Genomic DNA, 21,839 nt, shown 5'->3' with positions numbered 1-21,839 from the left:
AGAGCAAGCAGGACTTCGCCATGAGCCAGACCATCGCCTGGGACGATTTCGAGAAAGTCGATATCCGCACCGGCACCGTGATTTCTGCCGAGCCGTTTCCCGAAGCGCGCAAGCCGGCGATCAAGCTCAGGATCGATTTCGGCTCGGAGATTGGCGAAAAGAAATCCTCGGCGCAGATCACCGAGCATTACACACCGCAATCGCTGGTCGGACGCCAGGTGCTGGCGGTGGTCAATTTCCCCCCGCGGCAAATCGGCCCGTTCATGTCGGAAGTGCTGACGCTGGGATTTGCCGACGCCAATGGTGCCATCGTGCTGGCCGCGACCGACAAGAACGTGCCCGACGGCGCGCGATTGATGTAGCGTCGAAGCAGGCTCGTATTGCCGTGCCTGCCACCGTCATCACCGCTCAGACCGGTAGCCGCACCGTCGCGCGCAGGCCGCCCATCGGGCTGTCGGACAACATCACGTCGCCGCCATGGCTGCGGGCGATGTCGCGGACGATGGCAAGTCCCAACCCGGTTCCTGTTTCATCCTGATTGCGTGATTCATCCAGCCGATAGAACGGCCTGAACACATCTTCGCGCGCTTCCATCGGGATCCCGGGGCCATCGTCGTCAATGGTGATGGTCAGCCATCTGCCGCGGTTCTGCACCTGGATTGCCACCTCGTCGGCATAACGCGAGGCGTTGGAAACAAGATTGGTGAGAAGCCGGCCAAAGGCGTTGGGCCGGACATTGATCGTGTCTTCACCTTCCACCGTCACCGTCACATTGGCTCCGCGCAGCCGGCCATCGGCGGCCACTTTCTCGACGGTGGTGTTGAGGCTCATGGTGCCGACATCTTCCTCGGCTTCGCCGCGGGCGAAGGAGAGATAGCTGTCGAGCATCGACTGCATGTCGTCGATGTCCTTGTTGAGGGCGTCGAGTTCCGGCCCGTCACTGACCAGTGCCAGTTGCAACCGGAACCGGGTGAGGATGGTGCGCAGATCGTGGCTGACACCCGACAGCATGGCCGTGCGCTGCTCAATCTGACGCTCGATGCGTTCGCGCATCTTGATGAAGGCTAGGCCTGCGCGTCGCACTTCGTCGGCGCCGCGCGGGCGGAAGTCGTCGGGCATGCGCTGGCCCTTGCCGAAACTTTCCGCCGCCTGGGTGAGCTTCAGGATCGGACGGATCTGGCCACGCAAAAACAGGATGGCGATGCCCAGCAGCACCAGCGAGGTGCCGACCATCCACAACAGGAAAATATGGGTATTGGAGGCATAGGCCTGGCTGCGCTTGGCGAAGATCCTGAGGATCTTGTCCTCGAGCTTGATCCGCACCTCGACAATGTTGGAATTGCCCACCGTGTCGATCCAGAACGGCAGCTTGATCTGGCGGGTGATCTCCTCAGAGAGGATCTGGTCGAGAATCGAGAAAAACGGCTTGGGCCGCGGCGGCGGCAGGTCGCCGGCGGGTTCAATGGCGATCGACAGCTCCAGCCGTTCGCGGGCGATGCGGGTGATGTTTTCGTAGGTGGTGTCCTGGGGAAAGGTATCGAGGATGTCGATGATTGCGGCGATGTCACGGGTGACCGCCATCGATAGCCGTTGCGTTACTGTCTGCCAGTGCCGTTCCATGAACACAAAGGCGATCACCGATTGCAGCAGCACCATCGGAATGATGATGATCAGCAGCGCCCGGGCATAGAGCCTGGTCGGGATCCGCCGGGTGAACCAGCGCGTCAGTCGGCGAATGCCGCTCGGGGGGTAGCGTTCATATTCCCGGCGAATGGAATCGATGCTGCTCATGCTCTGACGCCTCACTCCCCGCGGGTCTATGTTTCGGCGAGACCGGCCGCCTGATTGCTTATAGCGTCGAGTGGGGGAACAGGGCTAGGGCTTGCGGAAGGGCGATGCAGAAATCGACGCCGATTATATAATTCCGCATCAGAGCGAGCATTGGCTTGCCATTTCAACCGAGTTGCTTGATATTTCATATGTTGAAGTGTGAATGAACCAACTGGGAGGATTGGCCATGCAAGATCATATCGACAATTCCGTTTCGCGACGTTCGTTTTTAAGAAAGGGCACGATGCTTGGCGGCGTCGCCGCGGCGGGCGCCTTGTCCGCGCCTGCAGTGCTGGCGCAGGCGCCATTGGTCGTGAAGATGCAGACTTCGTGGCCTGCCTCCGACATCTGGATGGATTTTGCGCGCGAATATACCACCCGCGTGGAGGAAATGTCCGGCGGACGCCTTCAGATTGACCTTCTGCCTGCCGGCGCGATCGTCGGCGCGTTCCAGGTCATGGATGCCTGCAACGATGGTGTTCTGGATGCGGCTCATACGGTGCCGGTCTACTGGTACGGCAAATCCAAGGCAGCATCGTTCTTCGGCACCGGCCCGGTCTTCGGCGGATCGGCCACCACGATGCTCGGCTGGTTCTATCAGGGCGGTGGTGCAGAGCTTTACCGCGAACTGACGCAGGATGTTCTTGGCCTCAATGTCTATGGCTACATGGGCATGCCGATGCCCGCGCAGCCGTTCGGCTGGTTCAAGGGCGAAGTGAATACAGTCGCCGATATCCAGGGGTTCAAGTATCGCACCGTTGGCCTGGCGGCCGATCTGCTGCAGTCGATGGGCATGTCCGTCGCCCAGCTTCCGGGCGGCGAAATCGTTCCATCCATGGAGCGCGGCGTGATTGACGCCTTCGAATTCAACAACCCTTCGTCCGACCGTCGGTTCGGCGCTCAGGACGTGGCCAAGAACTACTATCTCTCGTCCTACCACCAGGCGTCCGAAGCCTTCGAGTTCATCTTCAACAAGGACTTCATGGATGATCTCGAGCCAGACCTTCAGGCGATCCTGAAATATGGTGTCGAGGCCTCGGCGACGTCGAACCTCGCGCTTGCGATGCGCGAATATTCGAAGGACCTGGCGGAACTGCAGTCCGATGACGGCGTCACGGTGCACCGGACGTCGAAGGAAATCCTTGCAGCGCAGTTGGACGCCTGGGACACGCTCATTGCCGACCTGGAAGGCGATGCCTTCAACAAGAAGGTTATGGACAGCCAGCGTGCATGGGTCGAGAAGGTCGCTTATTACGAACTGATGAACGCGCCGGACCTGGGCCTGGCCTATGAGCACTACTTCCCGGGCAAGCTGAAGATGTAACCCTGACCGGCTAATTGCTTCAATGATCCGGCGGACAATGTTTCGCCGGATCTCACTGGCTCGGAAAAGTGGTTGAACATGATTCAATATATCCGTTTTGCCGACACCTTGTCGGCGGTTTTCGGCAAGGCTTTCGCCTGGCTGATCATCATGATGGCTTTCGGCACGGGATATGAAGTCGTCTCGCGTTACCTCTTCAACGCTCCTACGCCCTGGGCGCTCGACATCTCCTTTATCATGTACGGATCGCTGTTCATGATGGGCGGTGCCTATACGCTGTCGCGCGGCGGTCATGTGCGAGGTGACTTTGTCTATCGTCTCTGGCGTCCGCAGACTCAGGCAAAAGTGGATCTGGTGCTTTACCTGCTGTTCTTCTTTCCCGGCGTTACGGCGCTGATCGTGACCGGCTGGAAATATGCCTCGCGTTCCTGGAGTTATGGCGAGGTCAGCGTCAACAGTCCCGCGGGCATCCCGATCTACCAGTTCAAGACGGTAATCATGGCCGCTGGCATTCTCTTGTTCATCCAGGGGATTGCCCAGGTTTTCCGCTGCATCGTCTGCATTCGCACCGGCGAGTGGCTCGTGGCTGATGAAGACGTGCAAGAGACCGAAGACCTGATTATGCAAAAGGCCAACGAGGCCGAGACAGGCGGCCACGTATGACCGATCCCCAAATTGCCCTGATGATGCTGGGCCTGTTCATCTTCATGGTGTTCCTGGGCTTTCCGATCGCTTTTACGCTGATGGCCATGGGCATCGGCTTTGGCTACTACGCTTATTTTGATCCGTCACGGATGTGGCGCTCCTATTTTCGCCTCGATGAGTTGGCGAGCATCTGGGACAGCGTATCCCTCTGGATAGATGGGCTGTTTAACAACCGTATCTTCGACCTCTTCATCAACCAGACCTATACGGTGATGTCCAACGAGGTGCTGACCGCGGTGCCGTTGTTCCTGTTCATGGGGTACATCGTCGAGCGCGCCAACATCGTCGACCGGCTGTTTTCCACGCTCAATCTTGCCTCCAAGCGGATTCCCGGATCGATGGGCGTTGCCGCGCTGATCACTTGCGCACTGTTCGCCACCGCCACCGGCATTGTTGGCGCCGTGGTCACGCTGATGGGCCTCCTGGCGTTGCCTGCGATGCTGAAAGCGCGCTACGATCCGGCCTTCGCCTCGGGCATCATCTGCGCCGGGGGCACGCTTGGCATCCTGATCCCGCCATCGATCATGCTGATTGTCTATGCAGCGGCGTCGGGGGTTTCCATCGTCAAGCTCTATGCCGGCGCGCTTCTGCCCGGCTTTACGCTGGTCGGCCTCTATCTCGTCTATATCGTCGGCCGCTCAATCCTTCAGCCGAGTGCGGCCCCGCGTCCAACAGATGATGAAGTGCCGGACGTTCCGATCGGACGGCTGCTGTTTCTGATAGCCACCTCATTCTTCCCGTTGGCATTTCTGATCCTGTCGGTGCTGGGCTCGATCTTGTTCGGCTTGGCAACACCAACGGAGGCAGCCTCGATTGGTGCGCTCGGCGGCATGGGTCTCGCTATCGCTTATCGGGCCATGACTTGGCAGCGGTTGCGCGAAAGCGTTTATCTGACGGTGCGGACCACGGCGATGGTGTGCTGGCTGTTTGTCGGCTCCTACGTCTTCTCCTCGGTGTTTTCGTATCTCGGTGGCGAACAGGTTATCTCGGAATTCGTCACGGGTCTGGACCTGACGCCGTTCCAGTTCCTGCTTCTGGCTCAATTGATCATATTCTTGCTGGGGTGGCCGCTGGAGTGGTCGGAGATCATCATCATCTTTGTGCCGATCTTCCTGCCGCTGCTGGCGATCTTCGACATTGATCCGCTGTTCTTCGGCATTCTTGTCGCGCTCAATCTGCAAACGTCGTTTCTGACGCCACCGATGGCCATGTCAGCCTATTATCTCAAGGGGATAGCGCCCCCGGAGGTGAAGCTGACGCAGATCTTCACCGGGGTCATGCCGTTCTTGTTGATGGTCTTCATCTGCATGGCGCTGATGTATGCCTACCCGCAGATCGTCTACTACCTGCCGGAACGCTTCTATGGCCATTGATCCCATGGCTATAATTGGCCTGAGTGCTTTGGAGGCGCGGGACAGGATGGCCAGTGGTGCGCTGGCTGCCGCCGACTACATGCGGGGCTGTCTCGAGCGGATTGCGGCAATGGACGGCGAAATCCAGGCATTCGAGTGGTTCGATGCGGATTTCGCCATGCGCCAGGCCGAAGGCGCGGACGCGCACCGCAAATCGGGCAGGCCCATCGGGCCGTTGCACGGTCTGCCGGTGGCGTTGAAGGATATCATCGACACCCGCGGCATTCCGACCGCCAATGGCACCGCGCTTGACGCCGACCGCGTTCCCGAGCGCGACGCGGGGATAGTCGAGAAGCTACGCGCTGCAGGCGCCATCATCATCGGCAAGACGGTCACCACCGAACTTGCGCTGATGCATCCGGGCAAGACCCGCAATCCGGTCAATCCGGCGCATACGCCCGGTGGCTCGTCCTCGGGCTCTGCCGCTGCAGTTGCTGCGGGCATGGTGCCGCTGGCCGTCGGTACCCAAACAGGCGGTTCGGTGATCCGGCCTGCCGCCTTCTGCGGCGTCACCGGCTTCCTGCCATCGACGGGCAGCATCCCACGCACCGGCATCCTGGCGCAATCGCCAACGCTTGACCGGGTCGGGGTCTTCGCCCGTTCGGTCGAGGACGCGGCGCTACTGGCCGAGGTACTGTTCGGCCATGATGACCTCGACAAGGCGACAATGCCGGCGCCGCATCCACGACTGCTCTCGGTTGCGTCAACCGACGCGCCGGTGCGACCACAATTTGTGTTTGTCCGCACACCTTACTGGCACAAGGCGAGCCAATCCTGCCAACTGGCGATGGAGGAATTGGCCGAACATCTAGGTGATGGCTGTTTCGAGATCGGTCTGCCGGATGCTTTCGCTGAAGCGGCAAGCATGCGCGAGCGGATAAATCTGGCGGAAATGGCCAAATGCTACCATCGCTATGCCCGTGACGGCGGCGTCCGCTTGTCGCCGCAACTCTCCGAAGCTCTCGAGAGGGGCAGCAAAATGCCGGCGCGCGACTACATTGCGGCGCTTGACTGGCCCGATTATCTCTATGCTGCGCTCGGCGAGATTTTCCAGCGCTGCGACGCAATCATCACACCCGCCGCAACCGGCCCTGCGCCACGGGGGCTGGAGAGTACCGGCGATCCGGTGTTTAATGCCATCTGGACGCTGTGCGGCACGCCAGCCATCACCTTGCCGCTGTTTTCCGATGCGGATGGAATGCCGATGGGTGTGCAACTTGTCGGACCGCGCGGCGGCGACGGTCGCCTGCTCAGAACCGCCAGGTGGCTGGTGAAGCATCTCGAAACCGACGGCCAGGGAGACTAGAGATCATGGAACGGATTCTGACGATCATCGCCTTCATCGTGCTTTGTGGCTTTCTCGGTGTACTGGTCTTCAAACTGCCAAGGCTTGATCTCGGCGCTATTGTCGCGATCACAGTGGCGATGGCTTTCTACGACCTGTTCATCCACAAACGGCCAGCACCCTAACGTACCGTTCTGTCTATCGCGCTGTAGCAGTTCGAAGTAAGACAGGTACGGTATCGGTCAAATTGATCCTTCCGGACGGATGCATCAGGTCGATGTTTCCACGCTCAGCCGGTAGCCGATGCCGCGGACGGTTTGCAGCCACACCGGGTTCGCCGGGTCTTCCTCGATCTTGCGGCGCAGACGGTTGATCTGAACGTCGATGGTGCGCTCGCCGACCTCGATATCCCCGGCGACGAGCTCATGGCGGGGCACGGTTTCACCGGCGTTTTCGGCGAAGGTGACCATGATCTCCCGCTCACGGTCGGTGAGTCGGACGATCTCGCCGGATTTCTTCAACTCGCGGCGGGCGATGATGAAGGTATAGGGACCGAACACCACCTGCTCGACCTTGGGTGTGGCCGGCTGGCCGCCGCGCTTGAGGATGTTGTTGATCCTGAGTACCAGCTCGCGTGGGTTAAACGGCTTGGGCAGATAATCATCTGCGCCGGCTTCAAGCCCGTCGATCCGGGCCTCGCCCTCGGCCAGCGCGGTGAGCATCAGGATCGGCACCGTCTTGATCTCGCGCAGCGAGCGGGTCAGCGACAGTCCGCTTTCGCCCGGCATCATCACATCGATGATCAACAGATCGAAATCGATGCCATCGAGTTTGCGCCTTGCCTCGGCTGCGTCTGCGGCGGTGGTGACCCGGAACCCCTGTTCGGTCAGATAGCGCGACAGCAGATCGCGAATACGGGTGTCATCGTCTACGACAAGCAAATGGGCGGCGTCATCGCCCGGCAATGGGGTAGTCATCGCATATGCTCCTGTTTCGCCTCGTAGCGGCCCTTGGCCTCGCACCCCGGTTCGGAGTTTATCATGCCGGAGAGAAATGCAGTTACCGCCTGACGGCCATTGTCATCCAAGTTTTGCAGTGCATGGGCGATGCGGCGAGACTGTGGCCTTGCCAGTTCCAGCGCCAGTTTGCGGCCCCGATCAGTGGGGTAGAGGCGCCGCTGACGCCGGTCTTCTGGGCCGGCGACCTGGGTAATATAGCCGCTGTCGATCAATTGCTTGAGCACCCGTGCCAGCGATTGCTTGGTGATCTTGAGCGTTTCCAGCAGTGCCGCCACGGTCAGTCCCGGCTCGCGGTTGACGAAGTGAACCACACGGTGATGGGCGCGGCCGAATCCGGACTGGTCGAGGATTGCGTCGGGGTCGGAGGTGAAGTCGCGATAGGCGAAAAACAGCAGCTCGATGATCTCGAAATCGATACCCTCGATTTCCTTCATCGGGCTCACGAGAATTTCGTCTGAGTCGGGATTGATTGCGCCGGTACGGCTCATGGCGATCTTTCCTTTCGAATATGTCAGCTATGTTGACATAATTTGCGGTGATTGCTAGCTTTGAAATGCGCACGAGCCAAATTGGCCCCGTCCGCCGGCTTGCCAATGCCCGTTTCCGGTGCCTGATTTGCGGCGCCTGGCCTCACGGTCACCGACACCGGCTTCACATTACGATTATCGCGGCGGCAGGCCGCCCGGAGGAAACGAGATGGCGTCCGTACCTTTTGATCAACTAGAAGGCGAAATCTGGTTCAACGGCGCGTTCGTGCCGTGGAAAGATGCCAAGATTCACGTGCTGACCCATGGCCTGCATTATGCCAGTGCCGTGTTTGAGGGCGAGCGTGCCTATGGCGGCGAGATCTTCAAGCTGACCGAACATACCGAACGGCTGCACACGTCGGGGGAAATCCTCGGCTTCAAGATTCCATACAGCGTCGCCGAGATCGACCAGGCCTGCACCGAGCTGTTGAAGCGTCAGGGCTTTACCGATGCTTATGTTCGGCCGATCGCCTGGCGTGGTTCGGAGATGATGGGCGTCTCGGCGCAGCAAAGCCGGATCAACCTGGCCATCGCCATCTGGCAATGGCCGAGCTATTTCAAGCCGGAAGAGCGGATGAAGGGGATTCGCCTCGACATCGCCGAGTATCGCCGTCCCGATCCGCGTACGGCGCCGTCGCGCTCGAAGGCCGCCGGTCTTTACATGATCTGCACGCTGTCGAAACACCGGGCCGAGGAGCGCGGTTATGCCGATGCCCTGATGCTCGACTGGCGCGACCAGGTGGCCGAAGCCACCGGCGCCAACGTGTTCTTTGTCAAGGACGGCAAGATTCACACGCCAACACCGGACTGTTTCCTCGACGGTATCACCCGTCGCACGGTGATCGATCTGGCCAAAAGGCGCGGGTATGAAGTGATCGAGCGGGCGATCATGCCCGACGAACTCGACAGCTTCGAGCAATGTTTCCTGACCGGCACCGCCGCCGAGGTGACGCCGGTCTCCGAGATCGGGCCGCACAGCTTTACGGTCGGCGAGATCGCCCGTAATCTGGTCAACGACTACATGGCCGAGGTTCAACCCAAACAGGCAGCTGCCGAATAATCTTCGGCATCGCCTGCAGGCCGGCCGGCGCTTGTACCGGGGCGCCGGCGGTTTGGCCTGATGAAGTGAAAAAAGGCGGCCTTCCGGAAGGAGGCCGCCTTTACTTGTTTGTAGATGAGGCCGTTATTTCTTCATGTTGCTCATCACCATGCCGACGATGCCGGCCAGCAAGCCGCCACCGGCAACGCCGCCCACAGCATCGCCGAGCACGCCTGACAAGGCACCCATGTCACCGCCAAGTACGCTGAGCAGTAAACCGCCGCCGACACCACCGACCGCACCAATGACGGATCGACCAACAGGGCTCAACGCTGCTTGTTTAAGTGCTGCGCCAACAGCATTGCCGCCGATCGCGCCGCCGACCAGTTGAATAATAATAGGAAGAAGAGCTTCCATTCCGTAATCCCTCTTGTTGTTATCTCCCGCCTTATCGTGACGGAGCAAGAGTTGAGGCCGGAACAAGGCTTAAGTCAATTCCGCCCCGGCGTTGTACATGGGTTATTCGGCGGCATCGATCAAAACCCCGCGGCGAATCTGGTCTTCCTCGATTGATTCAAACAACGCGCGGAAGTTGCCTTCACCAAAACCTTCGTCGCCCTTGCGCTGGATGAATTCGAAAAAGATCGGCCCGATCACCGTCTTGGAGAATACCTGCAGCAGGATCTTGGTCATGCCGCCATCAACCACGCCTTCGCCGTCGATCAGGATGCCGTGCTTCTTCATCCGCTCGATCGGCTCGTCGTGGCCATGCACCCGTGTTGTCGACTGCGCGTAATAGGTGTCGGGCGGGCCGGGCATGAACTTGACGCCCTTGCCGGCTATCCAGTCGGTTGCCTCGTATATGTCATCGGTGCCCACGGCGATGTGCTGGATGCCCTCGCCATTATATTTGCGCAGGAACTCCTCGATCTGGCTCTTGTCGTCGGTTGATTCGTTGAGCGGGATGCGGATCCGGCCGCAGGGCGAGGTAATGGCGCGGGAGACCAGGCCGGTCAGCTTGCCTTCGATGTCGAAGAAGTGGATCTGCTTGAAATTGAACAGGTCGCGGTAAAAATCCCACCACTTGTCCATGTTGCCGCGGATGACATTGTGGGTCAGGTGATCGAGATAGTAAAAGCCTGCGCCTTCCGGTTTCGGGTCGCGCTCGCCCAACCAGTCGAAGTCTGCGTCATAGACCGAGCCCTCGTCGCCCCAGGTGTCGACAAAATAGAGCAGCGACCCGCCGATGCCGACAATCGCCGGCACATCCAGCGTCTTGTCGTCACCGGTATATTCCTCGGCCCCCTTCGACACCGCATGGGCGAGTGCCTTTTTGGCGTCGGCGACGCGCCAGGCCATTGACGGCGCGCAGGGGCCATGGGTGGTGACGAAGCGGTCGGCAAACGAGCCCTTTTCGGCATTGAGAATGTAGTTGATGTCGCCCTGGCGCCAGACGGTGATTGCCTTCTCGCGATGACGGGCCACTGGCTGATAACCCATGCGGGTAAACAGCGCTTCCAGCTTTTCGGGCTCGGGATGGGCGAATTCGACAAACTCGAAACCGTTGGTGCCGGCCGGGTTGTCTTCCGAAATTTCCGCGCGTGGCGCATCGTGGGGGAACGGGCCCATCATGTCACTCCTCTATGCTCGCGCGGATCATGATCGCCCACGCTTGTTGACTGATGCGCATGATGCTGCATATTTGATGCAAGGTGCATGCATATGGCGCGCAAATTGATTGATGTGCGCATCTTTCATGCATACAAAGACGATAATGGAGGCTTGTTGTGCATCTGGATGAATTCGACCGCAAGCTGCTCAGACTGTTGCAACTGGATGGCCGGCTGACCAACAACGAGTTGTCGCAGAAGATCAATCTGTCTGCCTCGCAATGCTCGCGTCGGCGGACCCGTCTGGAGCAGGAGGGCTTCATCAAGGGCTACCGCGCCGATCTCGATCGTGAAAAACTCGGGGTCGGTATCGTCAACCTGATAACGGTGACATTGGCGACGCACAATCGCGACAACGCCCAGCGCTTTGCTCGTCTGGTCGGCGGCTTGCCTGAGGTTTTGGAAGCCTACTCCCTAACCGGCGAGATGGATTACATCATCAAGGTGGTGACACCGGACCTGCGCAGTCTGTCAGCCTTTGTCAGCGACGTGTTGCTGCCGCATGAATCTGTCCAGCACGTCAAGACCGCGATCGTGCTCGATACCCTCAAGGAGGGCGGCGCCTTGCCGGTTTGAGCGGTGCAGGTGGTTGGCTCGACCTGCACCGAGCCGGTTGCCGGGACACGTTGCTGCTTTACATTCGGTCGGGGGTGCCTATCTGGAGCGGAACGATAACAAAGCCGGGACGTTGGCTGGCCGCGGGCTTTGGTGCCTGCTGTAATCACATGGGATCATTTGCAGCGTTCGTTGTGGGTTTGTCGGGTGCGCTAGGTTGAGGCAAATCAAAGGGGTTTTGACGCAGCATGGATGAAATAAAGACGGTGGCATCGGATTTCCAACTGGCACAATTGTGGGATTCTGGAGGCGAGGCCCTGAAGAGCTTTCAACTCTTGGTGCTGACCTATTCGGTGTCGGTGCTGGGGGCGATCGTGATTCTGATCGCCGGCTGGATCATCTCGCGGCTGCTTGGTCGCTGGGTCCGCAGCTTGCTCACACGCACGCGCCGTGTCGATGAAACGGTTGTTGGCTTCTTTTCGGTGTTTGTCCGTTATGCGGTGCTGGTGGTGGTCGCCGTCATGGTGCTTGGCCAGTTCGGGGTGCAGACGGCGTCGATCATCACCGCGCTGGGTGCTGCCGGATTGGCGATCGGTCTGGCGCTGCAGGGCACTTTGCAGAACATCGCCGCTGGCATCATGCTGCTGGTTTTGCGCCCCTTCCGGGTCGGCGAATATGTCGATGCCGGCGGTATTGCTGGTACGGTGCAGGAAATCGGGCTGTTTGCCACCGAAATGAAAACCTTCGACGGGCTGTACCGGATGGTGCCCAATTCGCTGTTGTGGAACGTGCCGGTGACGAATTACTCGCGGCGACCGGAACGGCGTTACGATCTTGTCATCGGTATCGGCTACGAGGATGACATTGAAAAAGCTCAGGGCGTTCTGATGGACCTGGCCCGGGCAGAGGAACGGATATTGGCGGATCCGGAACCCGACGTATTCGTTTCCGAGCTTGGCGACAGCGCGGTCTCGGTGACCTTGCGTTACTGGACCAGTTCCGCGAACTGGTGGGTCACCAGCCGCGACATGACCAAGGCTGCCAAGGTCGCCTTTGATAAGAACAACATATCGATCCCGTTCCCGCAGATTTCCTATTCTGGGTCACTGGCAATCGAGAAACCGGATCAGCAATAAACACCTGGCTGCCTCGCATCGGCGAGGGGGTGACAATGGAGCGCCTGACGTTCACTTTGCGCGGCACCGAATCGAGATCAATTGGGAAAATCATCATGGGCAATTTGCGCGCGGGCATCATCCCGGTCACCTCGTTCCAGCAGAATTGCACGATCCTGTTCGACGATGACAGCAAGTCCGGCGTGGTGATCGACCCCGGCGGCGATGTCGACGTGATCCTGCAGACCATCACCGAGAACGGGATTACCATTGAGGCGATCTGGCTTACCCATGGTCATATCGATCATGCCGGCGGCGCCGACGAGTTGCGCGAAAAACTCAAGGTCCGCATCATCGGCCCGCATGAGGATGATCTGCCGTTGCTTTCCGGGCTTGAGGCGCAGGCGAAGATGTTCGGGCTTGAAATGGACGTCCGCAACGTAACCCCCGACCAGTGGCTCAACGACGGTGACAAGGTCTCGTTCGGCGAACATGAATTCGAGGTCTACCACACGCCCGGCCACGCGCCTGGTCATGTGATCTACTTCAACCGCAAGGAAGGGTTTGCCCACCTTGGCGATGTGCTGTTTGCCGGCTCGATCGGACGTACCGACCTGCCGGGGGGCGATCATCGGGCGCTGCTTGATTCAATCCGCGACAAGGTGCTGCCGCTTGGCGACGAGATCGGTTTCATCTGCGGTCACGGCCCCGGCGGCAAGATTGGCGACGAGCGTCGCAACAACCCGTTTCTAACCGGCCTGTAGGCCAGGGCCGGCAGACTGCCGGTCACTCGCCTGCCTTGCTGCACTCAACGACAAAACGCCGCGCGCTGGGGCCAGCGCGCGGCGTTTTGCTTTGTTGCGTCAGGCCCGGGCTTATCGTTTACCCAGGCCGGTTGACATCAATTGACGACGCAGAAGTGGTCGCGTCCATCATAGCCGCGATAGGTACCGGTCGAGGCATTGAACGACCGGTATTTGTCCGAGCAATAGCGGAGCCAGGAGTTGCTCCAGGGTTCGTACCTGCCGCCGCTCGCGGTTCGTGCTTGGTTGCGCACGCGAGGCTGCTCGTAGGTTACGCGCGGGTTATTATGGCTGTTGGCGATCGCCCCGCCGATGATGGCGCCGACGCCCAGGCCGATAATGCCGAGTGCTACACCATCATTGTTGTTGCGGCGGTGCTGGCGGTAGATCGGGCGGCGCTGTTGCTGGAGGCGCTGCTGCGCTTCGTATTCGCGGTAATTGTATTGGCGGCTGCGCTCGTCAACCTGGCTGCGCTGCCAGTGGCGTCCACCCGCCTCGGCGGCCGTCACGGTGAGGGGGCGATCGCGGTTGTCGCAGTGAGCATGATGATGCCGAATTTCTTGGCGAAGGGGAACATCTGAACGTCCTTTCGAGTTGGCGGCTGCGGGGGCATTGCCCCGTTTGTGGCCGGCACTTCCGGCTTGCTTGAACCCTATCGGGGTGAAGCTGAACGGTGGCTGAACAAAATCTTAATGCCGCAGTCAGGCGAAATTCCGGCGGGAATGACCGGCGGACAAAAAAGCCCGGCGATCGCACATCGCCGGGCTTTCTGTCAGGGTCGCGCTGATGCTGTTCAGGCGATTTGCAGATTGACTGCCTTCGGTCCCTTGCCACGGCGATCGGGCTCGGTGTCGAAGGATACCTTCTGGTTTTCTTCCAATCCGGTCAGGCCGGAAGCTTGCACAGCGGAGATGTGGACAAAGATGTCCGCTCCGCCACTATCGGGTTTGATGAAGCCAAAGCCCTTGTCAACATTGAAGAATTTTACGGTACCAGTTTCGGCCATGCTCTCAGGTCCTCTGATTGCTTTCCGGGTTCCCCTTGGTTTTCCGGTCAGCGAGCGTCATGTCATATCCCGCATTGGCGCGGGGGTTATGGCAGGCAGTTTTTGAAGTTTTTGGAAAGGTCCTGATTTAGACAGCTTTGTCCTTTCATACCGTTTGGTATGAGGGTTTTCATCCCAGCCGCCCGAAGTTTTTTGTGCGTCTTCGGTTCGCATGTTTCTGGTCTTCCCGTGTTCGCAAATTGCCCGAACACGCCAAGGATGCGTGTTTTGTCTAAAATTGGCAAGCAAAAGTTTATGAGCGCCGGCCACAACCAAGCCGGGCCGCATCGCGCGGCCCGGCCCGGATTTTGCGATTACTCGACGATTGCGACGTCGGTGGCTTCGGTGGTGCCATCGTTGAAAGTGATCGAGACGGTCTGGCCAGCTTCGACGCCGTCCAGTGTCACGCCTTCGGCCACGGTGAAGGTTTCACCGGATTCGAGCGCCACGGTGGTGGCGTCAACATTGGCGACGACGCCTTCGATTTCGCCGGCGAAGGCGGTCGAGATCATGGCTGCGGATGCGAGTGCGATTGCAACGAACTTGTTCATGGTTTTTTCCATAGGTTGGTAGCCCGATCCGGGGCCGGCCGGCAGATTTGCCGGGCTATGTCGGACCCGATGGGACGGCGGTGATATGCGCTGGAGAAATGTCCGGCGCAAGCGGTGAAAAGATATATTTTTCAAGACCGAAAGCGGCGCAATTTTGCCATGATCCAATCAGATCGATATTGGTTTTTGCGCTGATTTTCCGGCCCTGCGCGGCGCTACAGGCATGGGTCTGACGGCGCTGGGACCGTGCCCTGAAAACCTGTCCGGACTATTGGGTGATGGCCACCGAGGTGGCGTCGGTGGTGCCGTCATTGTAGGTGACGACCACGGTGCCGCCGGGCTTAAGACCGTCAAGCTCTACCCCGTCGGTGAGACGGAAGGCTTCGCCGCTTTCGAGCACGATCATGCGGGTAGCCGGGTCATAATTGGTGACCACACCTTCGATCTCCCCGGCCAATACGGAGCCGGCCAGCGTGATCACTGAAACTGCGGTGACTACAATCTTCATCATCGTCTTGGTTCCCTGTCTTGCCTGCGCACCGGGATTGGTGCGTGCACGGTGAAGCTAGGCGGCGATGGCGTACTGACGCAAATCACTTGGCGTGAATAAAACGAACAAAAACAATGACATAATTGCGCCATAATATGAAATTTCTCGACCCCGAGTGGGGTCTCTTTCTCATTTTCGAGGGCAAAGAAGCTTGCGGATCATGGGGTTCTGCGTGCCGCGATTTTGCCCTGATTGCGGCGCAATCGTCACCGTTGCCCGGTAAGGTTGATCACAACTTGTCCGAACCGGTGGTGGCCGATTTTGAGTTTCGGAAAGATCGTGGTGCGGGCGGACAGGTGCGGGGGGCGTGGCTTTACGGCGCTTCAGGCTTAGGGGCGGCGCGCGCAGTGCGGACCAGGGGGCCGAGCTCAGCCAACAGGATGGCGAGAAAGATCAGCAATCCGCCAACATAGCCCAGCGCCGGAATTCGCTCGCCAAGGACCACGGCACCGAACAGGGCGGCAAACAGCGATTCCGTTGACAGGAAGATCGCCGCCTGCGGTGCGGTGGTGTAACGCTGGCCAATCACCTGAAAGGTGAAGGCGAGCCCGGTGGCAAACAGGCCGGCGAACAGGATCTCAGGCAGTGCGGCGGTAATCTGCGCCAGTTCGAACGGTTCTGTGGCGAAGCCGACGCCAAGGCCGAGCACGGAAGCCAGTGCGAACTGGATGAAAGACAGGGTCAGCGGGCGGCCGCTGGGGCCGACATAGCGGCCGACCAGGATCACCTGCACTGCCCACAGCACAGCGCAACCGATGGTCAGGAGATCGCCGACGTTGAGTGCGGTGAGGCTGCCGCCGGCCAGCATCCAGATGCCGATGAAGGTCATCAGCACCGCCGGCCAGATTACCGGATGCAGCCGCTGGCCGAGCACGAACAGGGTGATGAAGGGAACGATCACTACATACAGCCCGGTCAGAAATCCAGAATTGGTCACGGTGGTGATGGTCAGGCCGACCTGTTGCAGAGCCATTGCCACAAACAGGGTCAAGCCAATCAGCGCGAAGCCCGCCAGATGCGGTGATGACACTGGATGCGCCGCCCGGCGCGATTCGCGCAAGGCAAAGGGGGCGAGCACGATGGCGGCCACCAGAAAGCGCAGCCCGATGAACACGAACGGGCCAATGCTGTCCATCGCCGTCGACTGGGCGACAAAGCCCATGCCCCAGATGGCACCGGCGAGCAATAACAGCAGATTGGCGAGATGACGCGGCATGGGCTTGATCCGGTAGAAAGACTGCAAGGTGTAAAGCCGAGCGCTAGCAGGTGCGTCCATTGCGAGCAAGCAAGAAGCCAGCATTGCAAGGGCTGGCGTTGATGGTCAGCTGCTCCGCGAGAGCTTAGTGGCCTCAAGCAGCGCTATTTGATGTCAAACAGCGCTTGCAGACGGGCGCGGTTGACGCCGAAATCGGATTTGCCGAGCTGAGCTGCTGAATAGGCCATCAGCCCGGTGCGGCCGTCGGCCAACGGCCTTGCCTCGAGATGGATCACGTCGGGAAAGCGCATGGTGGGCGAATAGGTGACAATCCGGGCGGTTGCCGGGTTGTTGCCGTCATCGACCCGGCGGGCCAGATCATCGGACGCGAGCAGCTTTTGAACCAGGTTGGAGATGGCTGCGGCTGGCGCGTCGTTCACCGGTTCGAGGTTGAAATCGGGCTTGGCGCACATGCCGGGGCTGCAGGCCAGCGCGTCGTTGGCGGTGGAGCTGCGCGGTGCGGCGGCAAAGTCATACTGGCCCCGGTCGGGCGAGCCGGCAATCAGTTCCCAGCTTCTTCCCCGGCCAACCAGCACAAAGGCGAGCACAATGATGCCGATAAGCGCGGCGACGCCCCACAGGATTGTCTTGATCATGACAAGAGAAGCTTTCCGGTTGTTTGCATACCGGTCGTGATCGGTTCACGGAGCAGCAGGCTTAATATGGTCAGTCGTCGAGGGCCTCGGGCGTGCGCGATATCCGCAGGATCGCGCCGTTGTCCTCGTCGGTCACCATCAGCACCGCGCCGTCTGGGGCGACGCGGACATCGCGTATGCGTCCGTAATCGCCCTTGAACAGCCGTTCTTCGATCAGCACTTCGCCGGATTCGTCGTCGAGGTCAAGGCGGACCAGCATCTGGAACTTGAGCGCGCCGACCAGCAGATCGCCATCCCATTCGGGAAACATCGCACCGCGATAGACGGCCATGCCGCCGGGCGCGATCGACGGGTCCCAGTAATGTGCCGGTTGCTCATAGCCCTCGGCGACGCTGCCGATACCGATCTCGGCGCCGGAATAGTGGCGTCCGTAGGCAATCATCGGCCAGCCGTAGTTCAGCCCCGGCTTGGGCAGATTGATCTCGTCGCCGCCGCGCGCGCCGTGTTCGACGGCATAAAGCACGCCGGTTTCTGGGTCGATGTCGAGGCCCTGCGGATTGCGGTGTCCTTTTGACCAGAGTTCGGGTGCGCCGCCGCCCTTGGCGTAGGGATTGTCGGCCGGCACCCCGCCATCCGGGTCAATCCGCAACACAGCGCCGGCGTGATCGCGGAGATCCTGGGCGCGCTCGCTGTCACCTCGGTCGCCGATGGTGAAAAACAGGCTTCCGTCCCGGGCCACGGCGATGCGGGATCCGAAATGCCTGCCGACATCGGTGAACCGGTTCATCCGGAAAATTTCCCTGACATCGCTCAGCGAGGCGCTGTCCGCCGACAGCTTGGCGCGGGCAATGGCGGTGCCAAATCCGCCGTCGCCGCGCGTGCTGTAACTCAGAAAGATGACCCGGCTTTCGGCAAAATCATGGCTGAGCGCGATGTCGAGCAATCCGCCCTGGCCCTGTGCCGCAATCTCGGGCAATCCGCTGATTGGTGCCGACAGGGCTCCGTCGCGCAGCATCCTGAGCGCGCCGCTGCGTTCGGTGATCAGGATGGCGCCGTCGGGAAGCACCTCGATGCCCCAGGGATGGTCGAGGCCGGAGGCGAGCATGTCGACGTCGATCGAGACTTCCTGAGTGGGCACTGTGTCACGTGCTTGCCCGGCTGCTGTGCCTGTGAGCATCGCGGCGAGGCAAAGCCCGGTGATGACATTGATGCGGATTTTGCTTCGGGGAGCAATGCTGCTCTTCGACATGGTTCACCTCTTTGCTATCTTGTTCAGGATAGGGCGTGGGAAGCGCGGGGAACAGCCCCTGGCATGCAACTCGTCCATGACACACCGTAAATTCCGACTAAACTCTTCACTTATGGACAGCGTTGATTCGCAAATCGAGATGAAGGTACCCGAGCAGGCTGGTCGTCACCGGCTGTTCTGGCGTGCCAGCGCCACTGCGCTGTTTCTGCCGGCGCTGGTGGTGGCTGCCGGCTATGCGGTGCTGTGGCTGTTTCTCAATCAGACCGGCAGGGGCGGGGGGCATCTGGCCCGTGTCAGCATGCTGGTTCTGGTGATCGGGGTGCCGATCTTGCTGGTCCATGCCGGGCTCAGGCTGTCGACCACCCGGCTTACGCTACGCGGCGCCCATCTCGAGGCGCACCCAGGATTTCCGGCGCGCGATCCAGTGATTGTTGCCTATGCCTCTATCACCGGCCTTTCTGTTCGCCGTGGCCTGTCGGGCTGGCTGACCGGCGCCGGATCGCTGATTATCGAGCGTGGCGCTCAGCCGCGGGTGATCGTGTCCGGCATGGCCCGGGCCGATAGCGCCCTCCTGGAAGTGACGGCGCGCTGTCCGGCGATCAATGGGACGAATAGTCCTGCTTGATGACATGGGATGCCACATCGCGTGAGCGGATCAGTTCTCGGGTCTCGTTGTTGTGACTGATGTAGCTGCCGGTTCTTGTCCCCGGCGTAATGCTCGCCTGGAGAGCCAGCACTGATATCAACACGAAACATCCCAACAGCGCTGCCAGCGCGATCCGGACTGCCGTCTTGCGTTCGCTGTTGGCGGGCTTGAGGCGTAGATAGTCATCTTCAGGCAGCATTGTCGCATTCCCCGTTTTCTTTGTCCGGGTTCCACCTAACAGCGGGAAGTGGACGCCAATCCGACCGGATTGTGGCGCGTCGAGTGCGATCTGGTGTCAAGATTGTGTCGGGGATCAAAGCCGCGTGATCAGCGGGTGCGCTTGCCGAAGGTTGCGGTGCGGCGCGGCGGGATTGTCACGGGCAGGATGTGGCCGGTGAACGCGACTGCCGACTGTGGTGCCGGCGCCCCGATGATGTGTTTTCGCACCGCCTTGGCGGGTTCACCGGCAAAGGGGTCGGGAAAACGCTCATCGAAGCTTGTCGGCACGATTTCCGGGCGGGCGAGGGTGTAGCCCTGCATTAGTTGCACGCCTATCTCCCGGCAGAATTCGACCTGGTGGTCCTCTTCCAGCCCTTCGAACAGCACGGTAATGCCGCGCTCGGTGAATTGCTCGACCATCAGCTTGAGCAGACCCATGCCGGCGCTGGTCTCGGTGAAACGGCGCACCCATGCGGCGTCGAATTTGAGAATATCGGGCTTGAGGTCGTCCACCCGCTGGGTGTCGGAATCGTCAGCGCCATAATCGTCGACGGCGATCCTGAACATCCGCGAGCGCAGGCCTGCCACAAGTCGGTCGAGCACGGCCGGGTTGTGGCTGCTCTGCTCGGTGATCTCGCAAACAATCCGGCCAGGCCTGAGACCGGCGCGGACGGCGACATCGACCATGCGGTCAACCTCGTCATCGGTCTCAGTGAGGGCGTCGAACAGGCTGGGATTGAAATTGATGAACAGCCGCGTCTTTTTGCGGCCGAGCTTGCCCATGTTGAGAATGTGCAGTTCGCGGCACATCGAATCGACGGCGACCGCATCGTCGGGTTCGACGACTGAGAAGAAATGCACCGCCGAGATTGGTTGGCCGTCGCGGGTGGGGCGGATCAGCGCCTCGAAGGCTTCCAGGGTCAGTTGCCCGTCCTGGTTCTGGCTAAAGATCGGCTGGAAAGCAGAGCGCAGGGCAAACGGCCCGTAGGATGTGGTGAAAAATCCCCGGTCGTCCTGTAGAAAATGCGGCTCGCGATGCCCTGGCATTTTGCGCAGGTCTCCGGTTTCGGTGGCTGCTTAATCGCCAAAATTAGCCTATAAACCTTTCGCCAGCGTTAAGAGCTGCCGTCAAACCGGGGCCTTGTGGCTTGCATCAGAGGCACCGTTGCGACATAGAACGTGCCGGGCGCCAACGCCGCCCGTCCGTTTCATTCGCAGTATCGGAGCGCTTTCCATGGCCTTTCTCGCCGACGCCCTTTCCCGGGTCAAACCGTCCGCCACCATTGCCGTCAGCCAGAAGGCGCGGGAACTCAAAGCCCAGGGCCGTGATGTCATCGGGCTTGGTGCGGGCGAACCGGATTTTGACACCCCGGACAATATCAAGGCGGCGGCGATTGACGCGATCAATCGCGGCGAGACCAAATACACCCCGGTTTCGGGCATTCCGGAACTGCGCAAGGCGATTGCCGCCAAGTTCAAGCGCGAGAACAATCTCGATTACGACTGGCAGCAGACCATTGTCGGCACCGGCGGCAAGCAGATCCTGTTCAACGCCTTCATGGCAACGCTGAATGCGGGCGACGAAGTCATTATCCCTGCGCCCTATTGGGTAAGCTATCCGGAGATGGTGGCGATCTGCGGCGGCACCTCGGTGTTCGTGCCAACCACGATCGAGAACGGCTTCAAACTCGCTGCTGCCGATCTGGAGGCTGCGATCACGCCAAAGACGAAATGGCTGATGTTCAACTCGCCGTCCAACCCCTCGGGTGCGGCCTACACTGAAGCCGAACTGAAGGCGCTGACGGATGTGCTGATGCGCCATCCGCATGTCTGGATCCTGTCCGACGACATGTACGAGCATCTGACTTATGGCGATTTCGTCTTCACCACACCGGCCCAGATCGAGCCGGCGATGAAAGACCGGACCTTGACCATGAACGGCGTGTCGAAAGCCTATGCCATGACCGGTTGGCGCATTGGCTATGCCGCCGGTCCGCTGGAACTGATCAAGGCGATGGACATGATCCAGGGCCAGCAGACCTCGGGTGCCTGCTCGATCGCGCAGTGGGCGGCGCTGGAAGCCTTGACCGGCACCCAGGATTTCATTCCAAAGAACCAGGAAATCTTCCGCGGCCGGCGCGATCTGGTTGTGTCGATGCTCAACCAGGCCAAGGGCATCCAGTGTCCGACCCCGGAGGGTGCGTTCTACGTCTACCCGTCCTGCGCCGAGCTGATCGGCAAGACCGCCCCATCGGGCAAGGTGATCGAAACCGATGCGGATTTCGTCACCGAACTTCTGGAAACCGAAGGCGTCGCCGTTGTCCACGGCTCGGCCTTTGGCCAGGGCCCGAACTTCCGGATTTCCTACGCCACCTCGGAGGAACTGCTGGAAGAAGCCTGCAACCGGATCCAGCGCTTCTGCGCAGCACTGCGCTGATCAACCA

General features: G+C 60.2%; 26 protein-coding genes. 12 read left to right on the top strand and 14 right to left on the bottom strand.

What is annotated here, in order from left to right; translation table 11 throughout:
* Positions 1 to 20 precede the first annotated feature (20 nt).
* The gene (locus OEG84_RS09845; protein ID WP_267653595.1) at positions 21 to 362 is read left to right on the top strand and encodes a tRNA-binding protein; all 342 of its coding nucleotides are present in this window, start codon (positions 21 to 23) and stop codon (positions 360 to 362) included.
* 46 nt (positions 363 to 408) lie between these two features.
* On the opposite strand, the gene OEG84_RS09840 is transcribed toward OEG84_RS09845, so the two are convergent.
* The gene (locus OEG84_RS09840) at positions 409 to 1,791 is read right to left on the bottom strand and encodes an ATP-binding protein (RefSeq protein WP_267653594.1); all 1,383 of its coding nucleotides are present in this window, start codon (positions 1,789 to 1,791) and stop codon (positions 409 to 411) included.
* 226 nt (positions 1,792 to 2,017) lie between these two features.
* On the opposite strand from OEG84_RS09840, the gene OEG84_RS09835 reads away from it, so the two are divergent.
* From OEG84_RS09835 to OEG84_RS09815, 5 genes are all read left to right on the top strand, one after another.
* Entirely contained in the window at positions 2,018 to 3,154 is a 1,137-nt protein-coding gene (locus tag OEG84_RS09835; protein ID WP_267653593.1) for a TRAP transporter substrate-binding protein, read from the top strand.
* 78 nt (positions 3,155 to 3,232) lie between these two features.
* Positions 3,233 to 3,817, top strand: coding sequence for a TRAP transporter small permease subunit (locus OEG84_RS09830; protein ID WP_267656146.1), 585 nt, complete (start codon positions 3,233 to 3,235; stop codon positions 3,815 to 3,817).
* Complete coding sequence (locus OEG84_RS09825) at positions 3,814 to 5,232, top strand: TRAP transporter large permease (protein ID WP_267653592.1); 1,419 nt, start codon at positions 3,814 to 3,816, stop codon at positions 5,230 to 5,232. The genes OEG84_RS09830 and OEG84_RS09825 overlap by 4 nt, the downstream gene beginning before the upstream one ends.
* Positions 5,222 to 6,577 (top strand): amidase, encoded by a 1,356-nt coding sequence (locus OEG84_RS09820; protein WP_267653591.1) that lies wholly within the window; start codon positions 5,222 to 5,224, stop codon positions 6,575 to 6,577. Before OEG84_RS09825 ends, OEG84_RS09820 begins: the two co-directional genes overlap by 11 nt.
* A 5-nt stretch (positions 6,578 to 6,582) precedes the next feature.
* The gene (locus tag OEG84_RS09815; protein ID WP_267653590.1) at positions 6,583 to 6,741 is read left to right on the top strand and encodes a hypothetical protein; all 159 of its coding nucleotides are present in this window, start codon (positions 6,583 to 6,585) and stop codon (positions 6,739 to 6,741) included.
* A gap of 84 nt (positions 6,742 to 6,825) precedes the next feature.
* Here the strand turns inward: OEG84_RS09815 and OEG84_RS09810 are convergent, their stop codons facing one another.
* Positions 6,826 to 7,533, bottom strand: a complete 708-nt coding sequence (locus OEG84_RS09810; protein WP_267653589.1) for a response regulator — start codon at positions 7,531 to 7,533, stop codon at positions 6,826 to 6,828.
* Positions 7,530 to 8,063, bottom strand: coding sequence for a MarR family winged helix-turn-helix transcriptional regulator (locus OEG84_RS09805; protein ID WP_267653588.1), 534 nt, complete (start codon positions 8,061 to 8,063; stop codon positions 7,530 to 7,532). Before OEG84_RS09805 ends, OEG84_RS09810 begins: the two co-directional genes overlap by 4 nt.
* A 208-nt stretch (positions 8,064 to 8,271) precedes the next feature.
* Between OEG84_RS09805 and OEG84_RS09800 the strand changes: the two genes are divergently transcribed.
* The gene (locus OEG84_RS09800) at positions 8,272 to 9,162 is read left to right on the top strand and encodes a branched-chain amino acid aminotransferase (protein ID WP_267653587.1); all 891 of its coding nucleotides are present in this window, start codon (positions 8,272 to 8,274) and stop codon (positions 9,160 to 9,162) included.
* A 123-nt stretch (positions 9,163 to 9,285) separates the two neighbouring features.
* Here the strand turns inward: OEG84_RS09800 and OEG84_RS09795 are convergent, their stop codons facing one another.
* The gene (locus tag OEG84_RS09795) at positions 9,286 to 9,558 is read right to left on the bottom strand and encodes a hypothetical protein (RefSeq protein ID WP_267653586.1); all 273 of its coding nucleotides are present in this window, start codon (positions 9,556 to 9,558) and stop codon (positions 9,286 to 9,288) included.
* Positions 9,559 to 9,660: 102 nt separating this feature from the next.
* Entirely contained in the window at positions 9,661 to 10,770 is a 1,110-nt protein-coding gene (gene hppD, locus OEG84_RS09790; RefSeq protein ID WP_267653585.1) for a 4-hydroxyphenylpyruvate dioxygenase, read from the bottom strand.
* Positions 10,771 to 10,928: 158 nt separating this feature from the next.
* On the opposite strand from hppD, the gene OEG84_RS09785 reads away from it, so the two are divergent.
* The 3 genes from OEG84_RS09785 (at position 10,929) to OEG84_RS09775 (ending at position 13,245) form a co-directional block, all read left to right on the top strand.
* Positions 10,929 to 11,387 (top strand): Lrp/AsnC family transcriptional regulator, encoded by a 459-nt coding sequence (locus OEG84_RS09785; RefSeq protein ID WP_267653584.1) that lies wholly within the window; start codon positions 10,929 to 10,931, stop codon positions 11,385 to 11,387.
* Positions 11,388 to 11,614: 227 nt separating this feature from the next.
* Complete coding sequence (locus OEG84_RS09780) at positions 11,615 to 12,502, top strand: mechanosensitive ion channel family protein (protein WP_267653583.1); 888 nt, start codon at positions 11,615 to 11,617, stop codon at positions 12,500 to 12,502.
* Positions 12,503 to 12,597: 95 nt separating this feature from the next.
* Positions 12,598 to 13,245 carry an MBL fold metallo-hydrolase gene (locus OEG84_RS09775; protein ID WP_267653582.1) on the top strand — a complete coding sequence of 216 codons (648 nt, stop codon included), beginning with the start codon at positions 12,598 to 12,600 and terminating at the stop codon, positions 13,243 to 13,245.
* Positions 13,246 to 13,382: 137 nt separating this feature from the next.
* On the opposite strand, the gene OEG84_RS09770 is transcribed toward OEG84_RS09775, so the two are convergent.
* From OEG84_RS09770 to OEG84_RS09740, 7 genes are all read right to left on the bottom strand, one after another.
* Positions 13,383 to 13,793, bottom strand: coding sequence for a BA14K family protein (locus OEG84_RS09770; RefSeq protein WP_267653581.1), 411 nt, complete (start codon positions 13,791 to 13,793; stop codon positions 13,383 to 13,385).
* A gap of 284 nt (positions 13,794 to 14,077) precedes the next feature.
* Positions 14,078 to 14,290, bottom strand: a complete 213-nt coding sequence (locus OEG84_RS09765) for a cold-shock protein (protein WP_267653580.1) — start codon at positions 14,288 to 14,290, stop codon at positions 14,078 to 14,080.
* 353 nt (positions 14,291 to 14,643) lie between these two features.
* The gene (locus OEG84_RS09760; protein WP_267653578.1) at positions 14,644 to 14,880 is read right to left on the bottom strand and encodes a DUF1344 domain-containing protein; all 237 of its coding nucleotides are present in this window, start codon (positions 14,878 to 14,880) and stop codon (positions 14,644 to 14,646) included.
* A 268-nt stretch (positions 14,881 to 15,148) separates the two neighbouring features.
* Positions 15,149 to 15,391 carry a DUF1344 domain-containing protein gene (locus tag OEG84_RS09755; RefSeq protein WP_267653577.1) on the bottom strand — a complete coding sequence of 81 codons (243 nt, stop codon included), beginning with the start codon at positions 15,389 to 15,391 and terminating at the stop codon, positions 15,149 to 15,151.
* Positions 15,392 to 15,743: 352 nt separating this feature from the next.
* Positions 15,744 to 16,646 carry a DMT family transporter gene (locus tag OEG84_RS09750; protein ID WP_267653576.1) on the bottom strand — a complete coding sequence of 301 codons (903 nt, stop codon included), beginning with the start codon at positions 16,644 to 16,646 and terminating at the stop codon, positions 15,744 to 15,746.
* 143 nt (positions 16,647 to 16,789) lie between these two features.
* Complete coding sequence (locus tag OEG84_RS09745) at positions 16,790 to 17,281, bottom strand: DUF1499 domain-containing protein (protein ID WP_267653575.1); 492 nt, start codon at positions 17,279 to 17,281, stop codon at positions 16,790 to 16,792.
* 70 nt (positions 17,282 to 17,351) lie between these two features.
* Positions 17,352 to 18,458, bottom strand: coding sequence for a PQQ-dependent sugar dehydrogenase (locus tag OEG84_RS09740; RefSeq protein WP_267656145.1), 1,107 nt, complete (start codon positions 18,456 to 18,458; stop codon positions 17,352 to 17,354).
* Positions 18,459 to 18,642: 184 nt separating this feature from the next.
* Between OEG84_RS09740 and OEG84_RS09735 the strand changes: the two genes are divergently transcribed.
* Positions 18,643 to 19,155, top strand: a complete 513-nt coding sequence (locus OEG84_RS09735) for a YdbT family protein (RefSeq protein WP_267653574.1) — start codon at positions 18,643 to 18,645, stop codon at positions 19,153 to 19,155.
* Here the strand turns inward: OEG84_RS09735 and OEG84_RS09730 are convergent.
* Entirely contained in the window at positions 19,130 to 19,375 is a 246-nt protein-coding gene (locus OEG84_RS09730; protein WP_267653573.1) for a hypothetical protein, read from the bottom strand. The genes OEG84_RS09735 and OEG84_RS09730 overlap by 26 nt on opposite strands.
* A gap of 128 nt (positions 19,376 to 19,503) precedes the next feature.
* Positions 19,504 to 20,442: an EAL domain-containing protein gene (locus tag OEG84_RS09725; protein WP_267653572.1), complete on the bottom strand. Its 939-nt coding sequence runs from the start codon at positions 20,440 to 20,442 to the stop codon at positions 19,504 to 19,506.
* Between the two features lie 187 nt (positions 20,443 to 20,629).
* Between OEG84_RS09725 and OEG84_RS09720 the strand changes: the two genes are divergently transcribed.
* Positions 20,630 to 21,832 (top strand): pyridoxal phosphate-dependent aminotransferase, encoded by a 1,203-nt coding sequence (locus tag OEG84_RS09720; protein WP_267653571.1) that lies wholly within the window; start codon positions 20,630 to 20,632, stop codon positions 21,830 to 21,832.
* The last annotated feature ends 7 nt before the right edge of the window (positions 21,833 to 21,839 follow it).

It is taken from the genome of Hoeflea algicola (assembly GCF_026619415.1).
GTDB lineage: Bacteria > Pseudomonadota > Alphaproteobacteria > Rhizobiales > Rhizobiaceae > Hoeflea > Hoeflea algicola.
The sequence above is the reverse complement of the archived record's forward strand: the minus strand, read 5'-3'. Positions and strand labels throughout refer to the sequence as shown.

Bases quoted from the DNA above. Each gene is read 5' to 3' on its own strand.
- OEG84_RS09780 (WP_267653583.1), top strand. From the start codon at position 11,615: ATGGATGAAATAAAGACGGTGGCATCGGATTTCCAACTGGCACAATTG.
- OEG84_RS09725 (WP_267653572.1), bottom strand. From the start codon at position 20,442: ATGCCAGGGCATCGCGAGCCGCATTTTCTACAGGACGACCGGGGATTT.
- OEG84_RS09760 (WP_267653578.1), bottom strand. From the start codon at position 14,880: ATGAACAAGTTCGTTGCAATCGCACTCGCATCCGCAGCCATGATCTCG.
- OEG84_RS09740 (WP_267656145.1), bottom strand. From the start codon at position 18,458: ATGCTCACAGGCACAGCAGCCGGGCAAGCACGTGACACAGTGCCCACT.
- OEG84_RS09805 (WP_267653588.1), bottom strand. From the start codon at position 8,063: ATGAGCCGTACCGGCGCAATCAATCCCGACTCAGACGAAATTCTCGTG.
- OEG84_RS09730 (WP_267653573.1), bottom strand. From the start codon at position 19,375: ATGCTGCCTGAAGATGACTATCTACGCCTCAAGCCCGCCAACAGCGAA.
- OEG84_RS09795 (WP_267653586.1), bottom strand. From the start codon at position 9,558: ATGGAAGCTCTTCTTCCTATTATTATTCAACTGGTCGGCGGCGCGATC.
- OEG84_RS09810 (WP_267653589.1), bottom strand. From the start codon at position 7,533: ATGACTACCCCATTGCCGGGCGATGACGCCGCCCATTTGCTTGTCGTA.
- OEG84_RS09775 (WP_267653582.1), top strand. From the start codon at position 12,598: ATGGGCAATTTGCGCGCGGGCATCATCCCGGTCACCTCGTTCCAGCAG.
- OEG84_RS09845 (WP_267653595.1), top strand. From the start codon at position 21: ATGAGCCAGACCATCGCCTGGGACGATTTCGAGAAAGTCGATATCCGC.
- OEG84_RS09750 (WP_267653576.1), bottom strand. From the start codon at position 16,646: ATGCCGCGTCATCTCGCCAATCTGCTGTTATTGCTCGCCGGTGCCATC.
- hppD (WP_267653585.1), bottom strand. From the start codon at position 10,770: ATGGGCCCGTTCCCCCACGATGCGCCACGCGCGGAAATTTCGGAAGAC.
- OEG84_RS09765 (WP_267653580.1), bottom strand. From the start codon at position 14,290: ATGGCCGAAACTGGTACCGTAAAATTCTTCAATGTTGACAAGGGCTTT.
- OEG84_RS09735 (WP_267653574.1), top strand. From the start codon at position 18,643: ATGGACAGCGTTGATTCGCAAATCGAGATGAAGGTACCCGAGCAGGCT.
- OEG84_RS09720 (WP_267653571.1), top strand. From the start codon at position 20,630: ATGGCCTTTCTCGCCGACGCCCTTTCCCGGGTCAAACCGTCCGCCACC.
- OEG84_RS09800 (WP_267653587.1), top strand. From the start codon at position 8,272: ATGGCGTCCGTACCTTTTGATCAACTAGAAGGCGAAATCTGGTTCAAC.
- OEG84_RS09825 (WP_267653592.1), top strand. From the start codon at position 3,814: ATGACCGATCCCCAAATTGCCCTGATGATGCTGGGCCTGTTCATCTTC.
- OEG84_RS09835 (WP_267653593.1), top strand. From the start codon at position 2,018: ATGCAAGATCATATCGACAATTCCGTTTCGCGACGTTCGTTTTTAAGA.
- OEG84_RS09830 (WP_267656146.1), top strand. From the start codon at position 3,233: ATGATTCAATATATCCGTTTTGCCGACACCTTGTCGGCGGTTTTCGGC.
- OEG84_RS09755 (WP_267653577.1), bottom strand. From the start codon at position 15,391: ATGATGAAGATTGTAGTCACCGCAGTTTCAGTGATCACGCTGGCCGGC.
- OEG84_RS09815 (WP_267653590.1), top strand. From the start codon at position 6,583: ATGGAACGGATTCTGACGATCATCGCCTTCATCGTGCTTTGTGGCTTT.
- OEG84_RS09820 (WP_267653591.1), top strand. From the start codon at position 5,222: ATGGCCATTGATCCCATGGCTATAATTGGCCTGAGTGCTTTGGAGGCG.
- OEG84_RS09745 (WP_267653575.1), bottom strand. From the start codon at position 17,281: ATGATCAAGACAATCCTGTGGGGCGTCGCCGCGCTTATCGGCATCATT.
- OEG84_RS09840 (WP_267653594.1), bottom strand. From the start codon at position 1,791: ATGAGCAGCATCGATTCCATTCGCCGGGAATATGAACGCTACCCCCCG.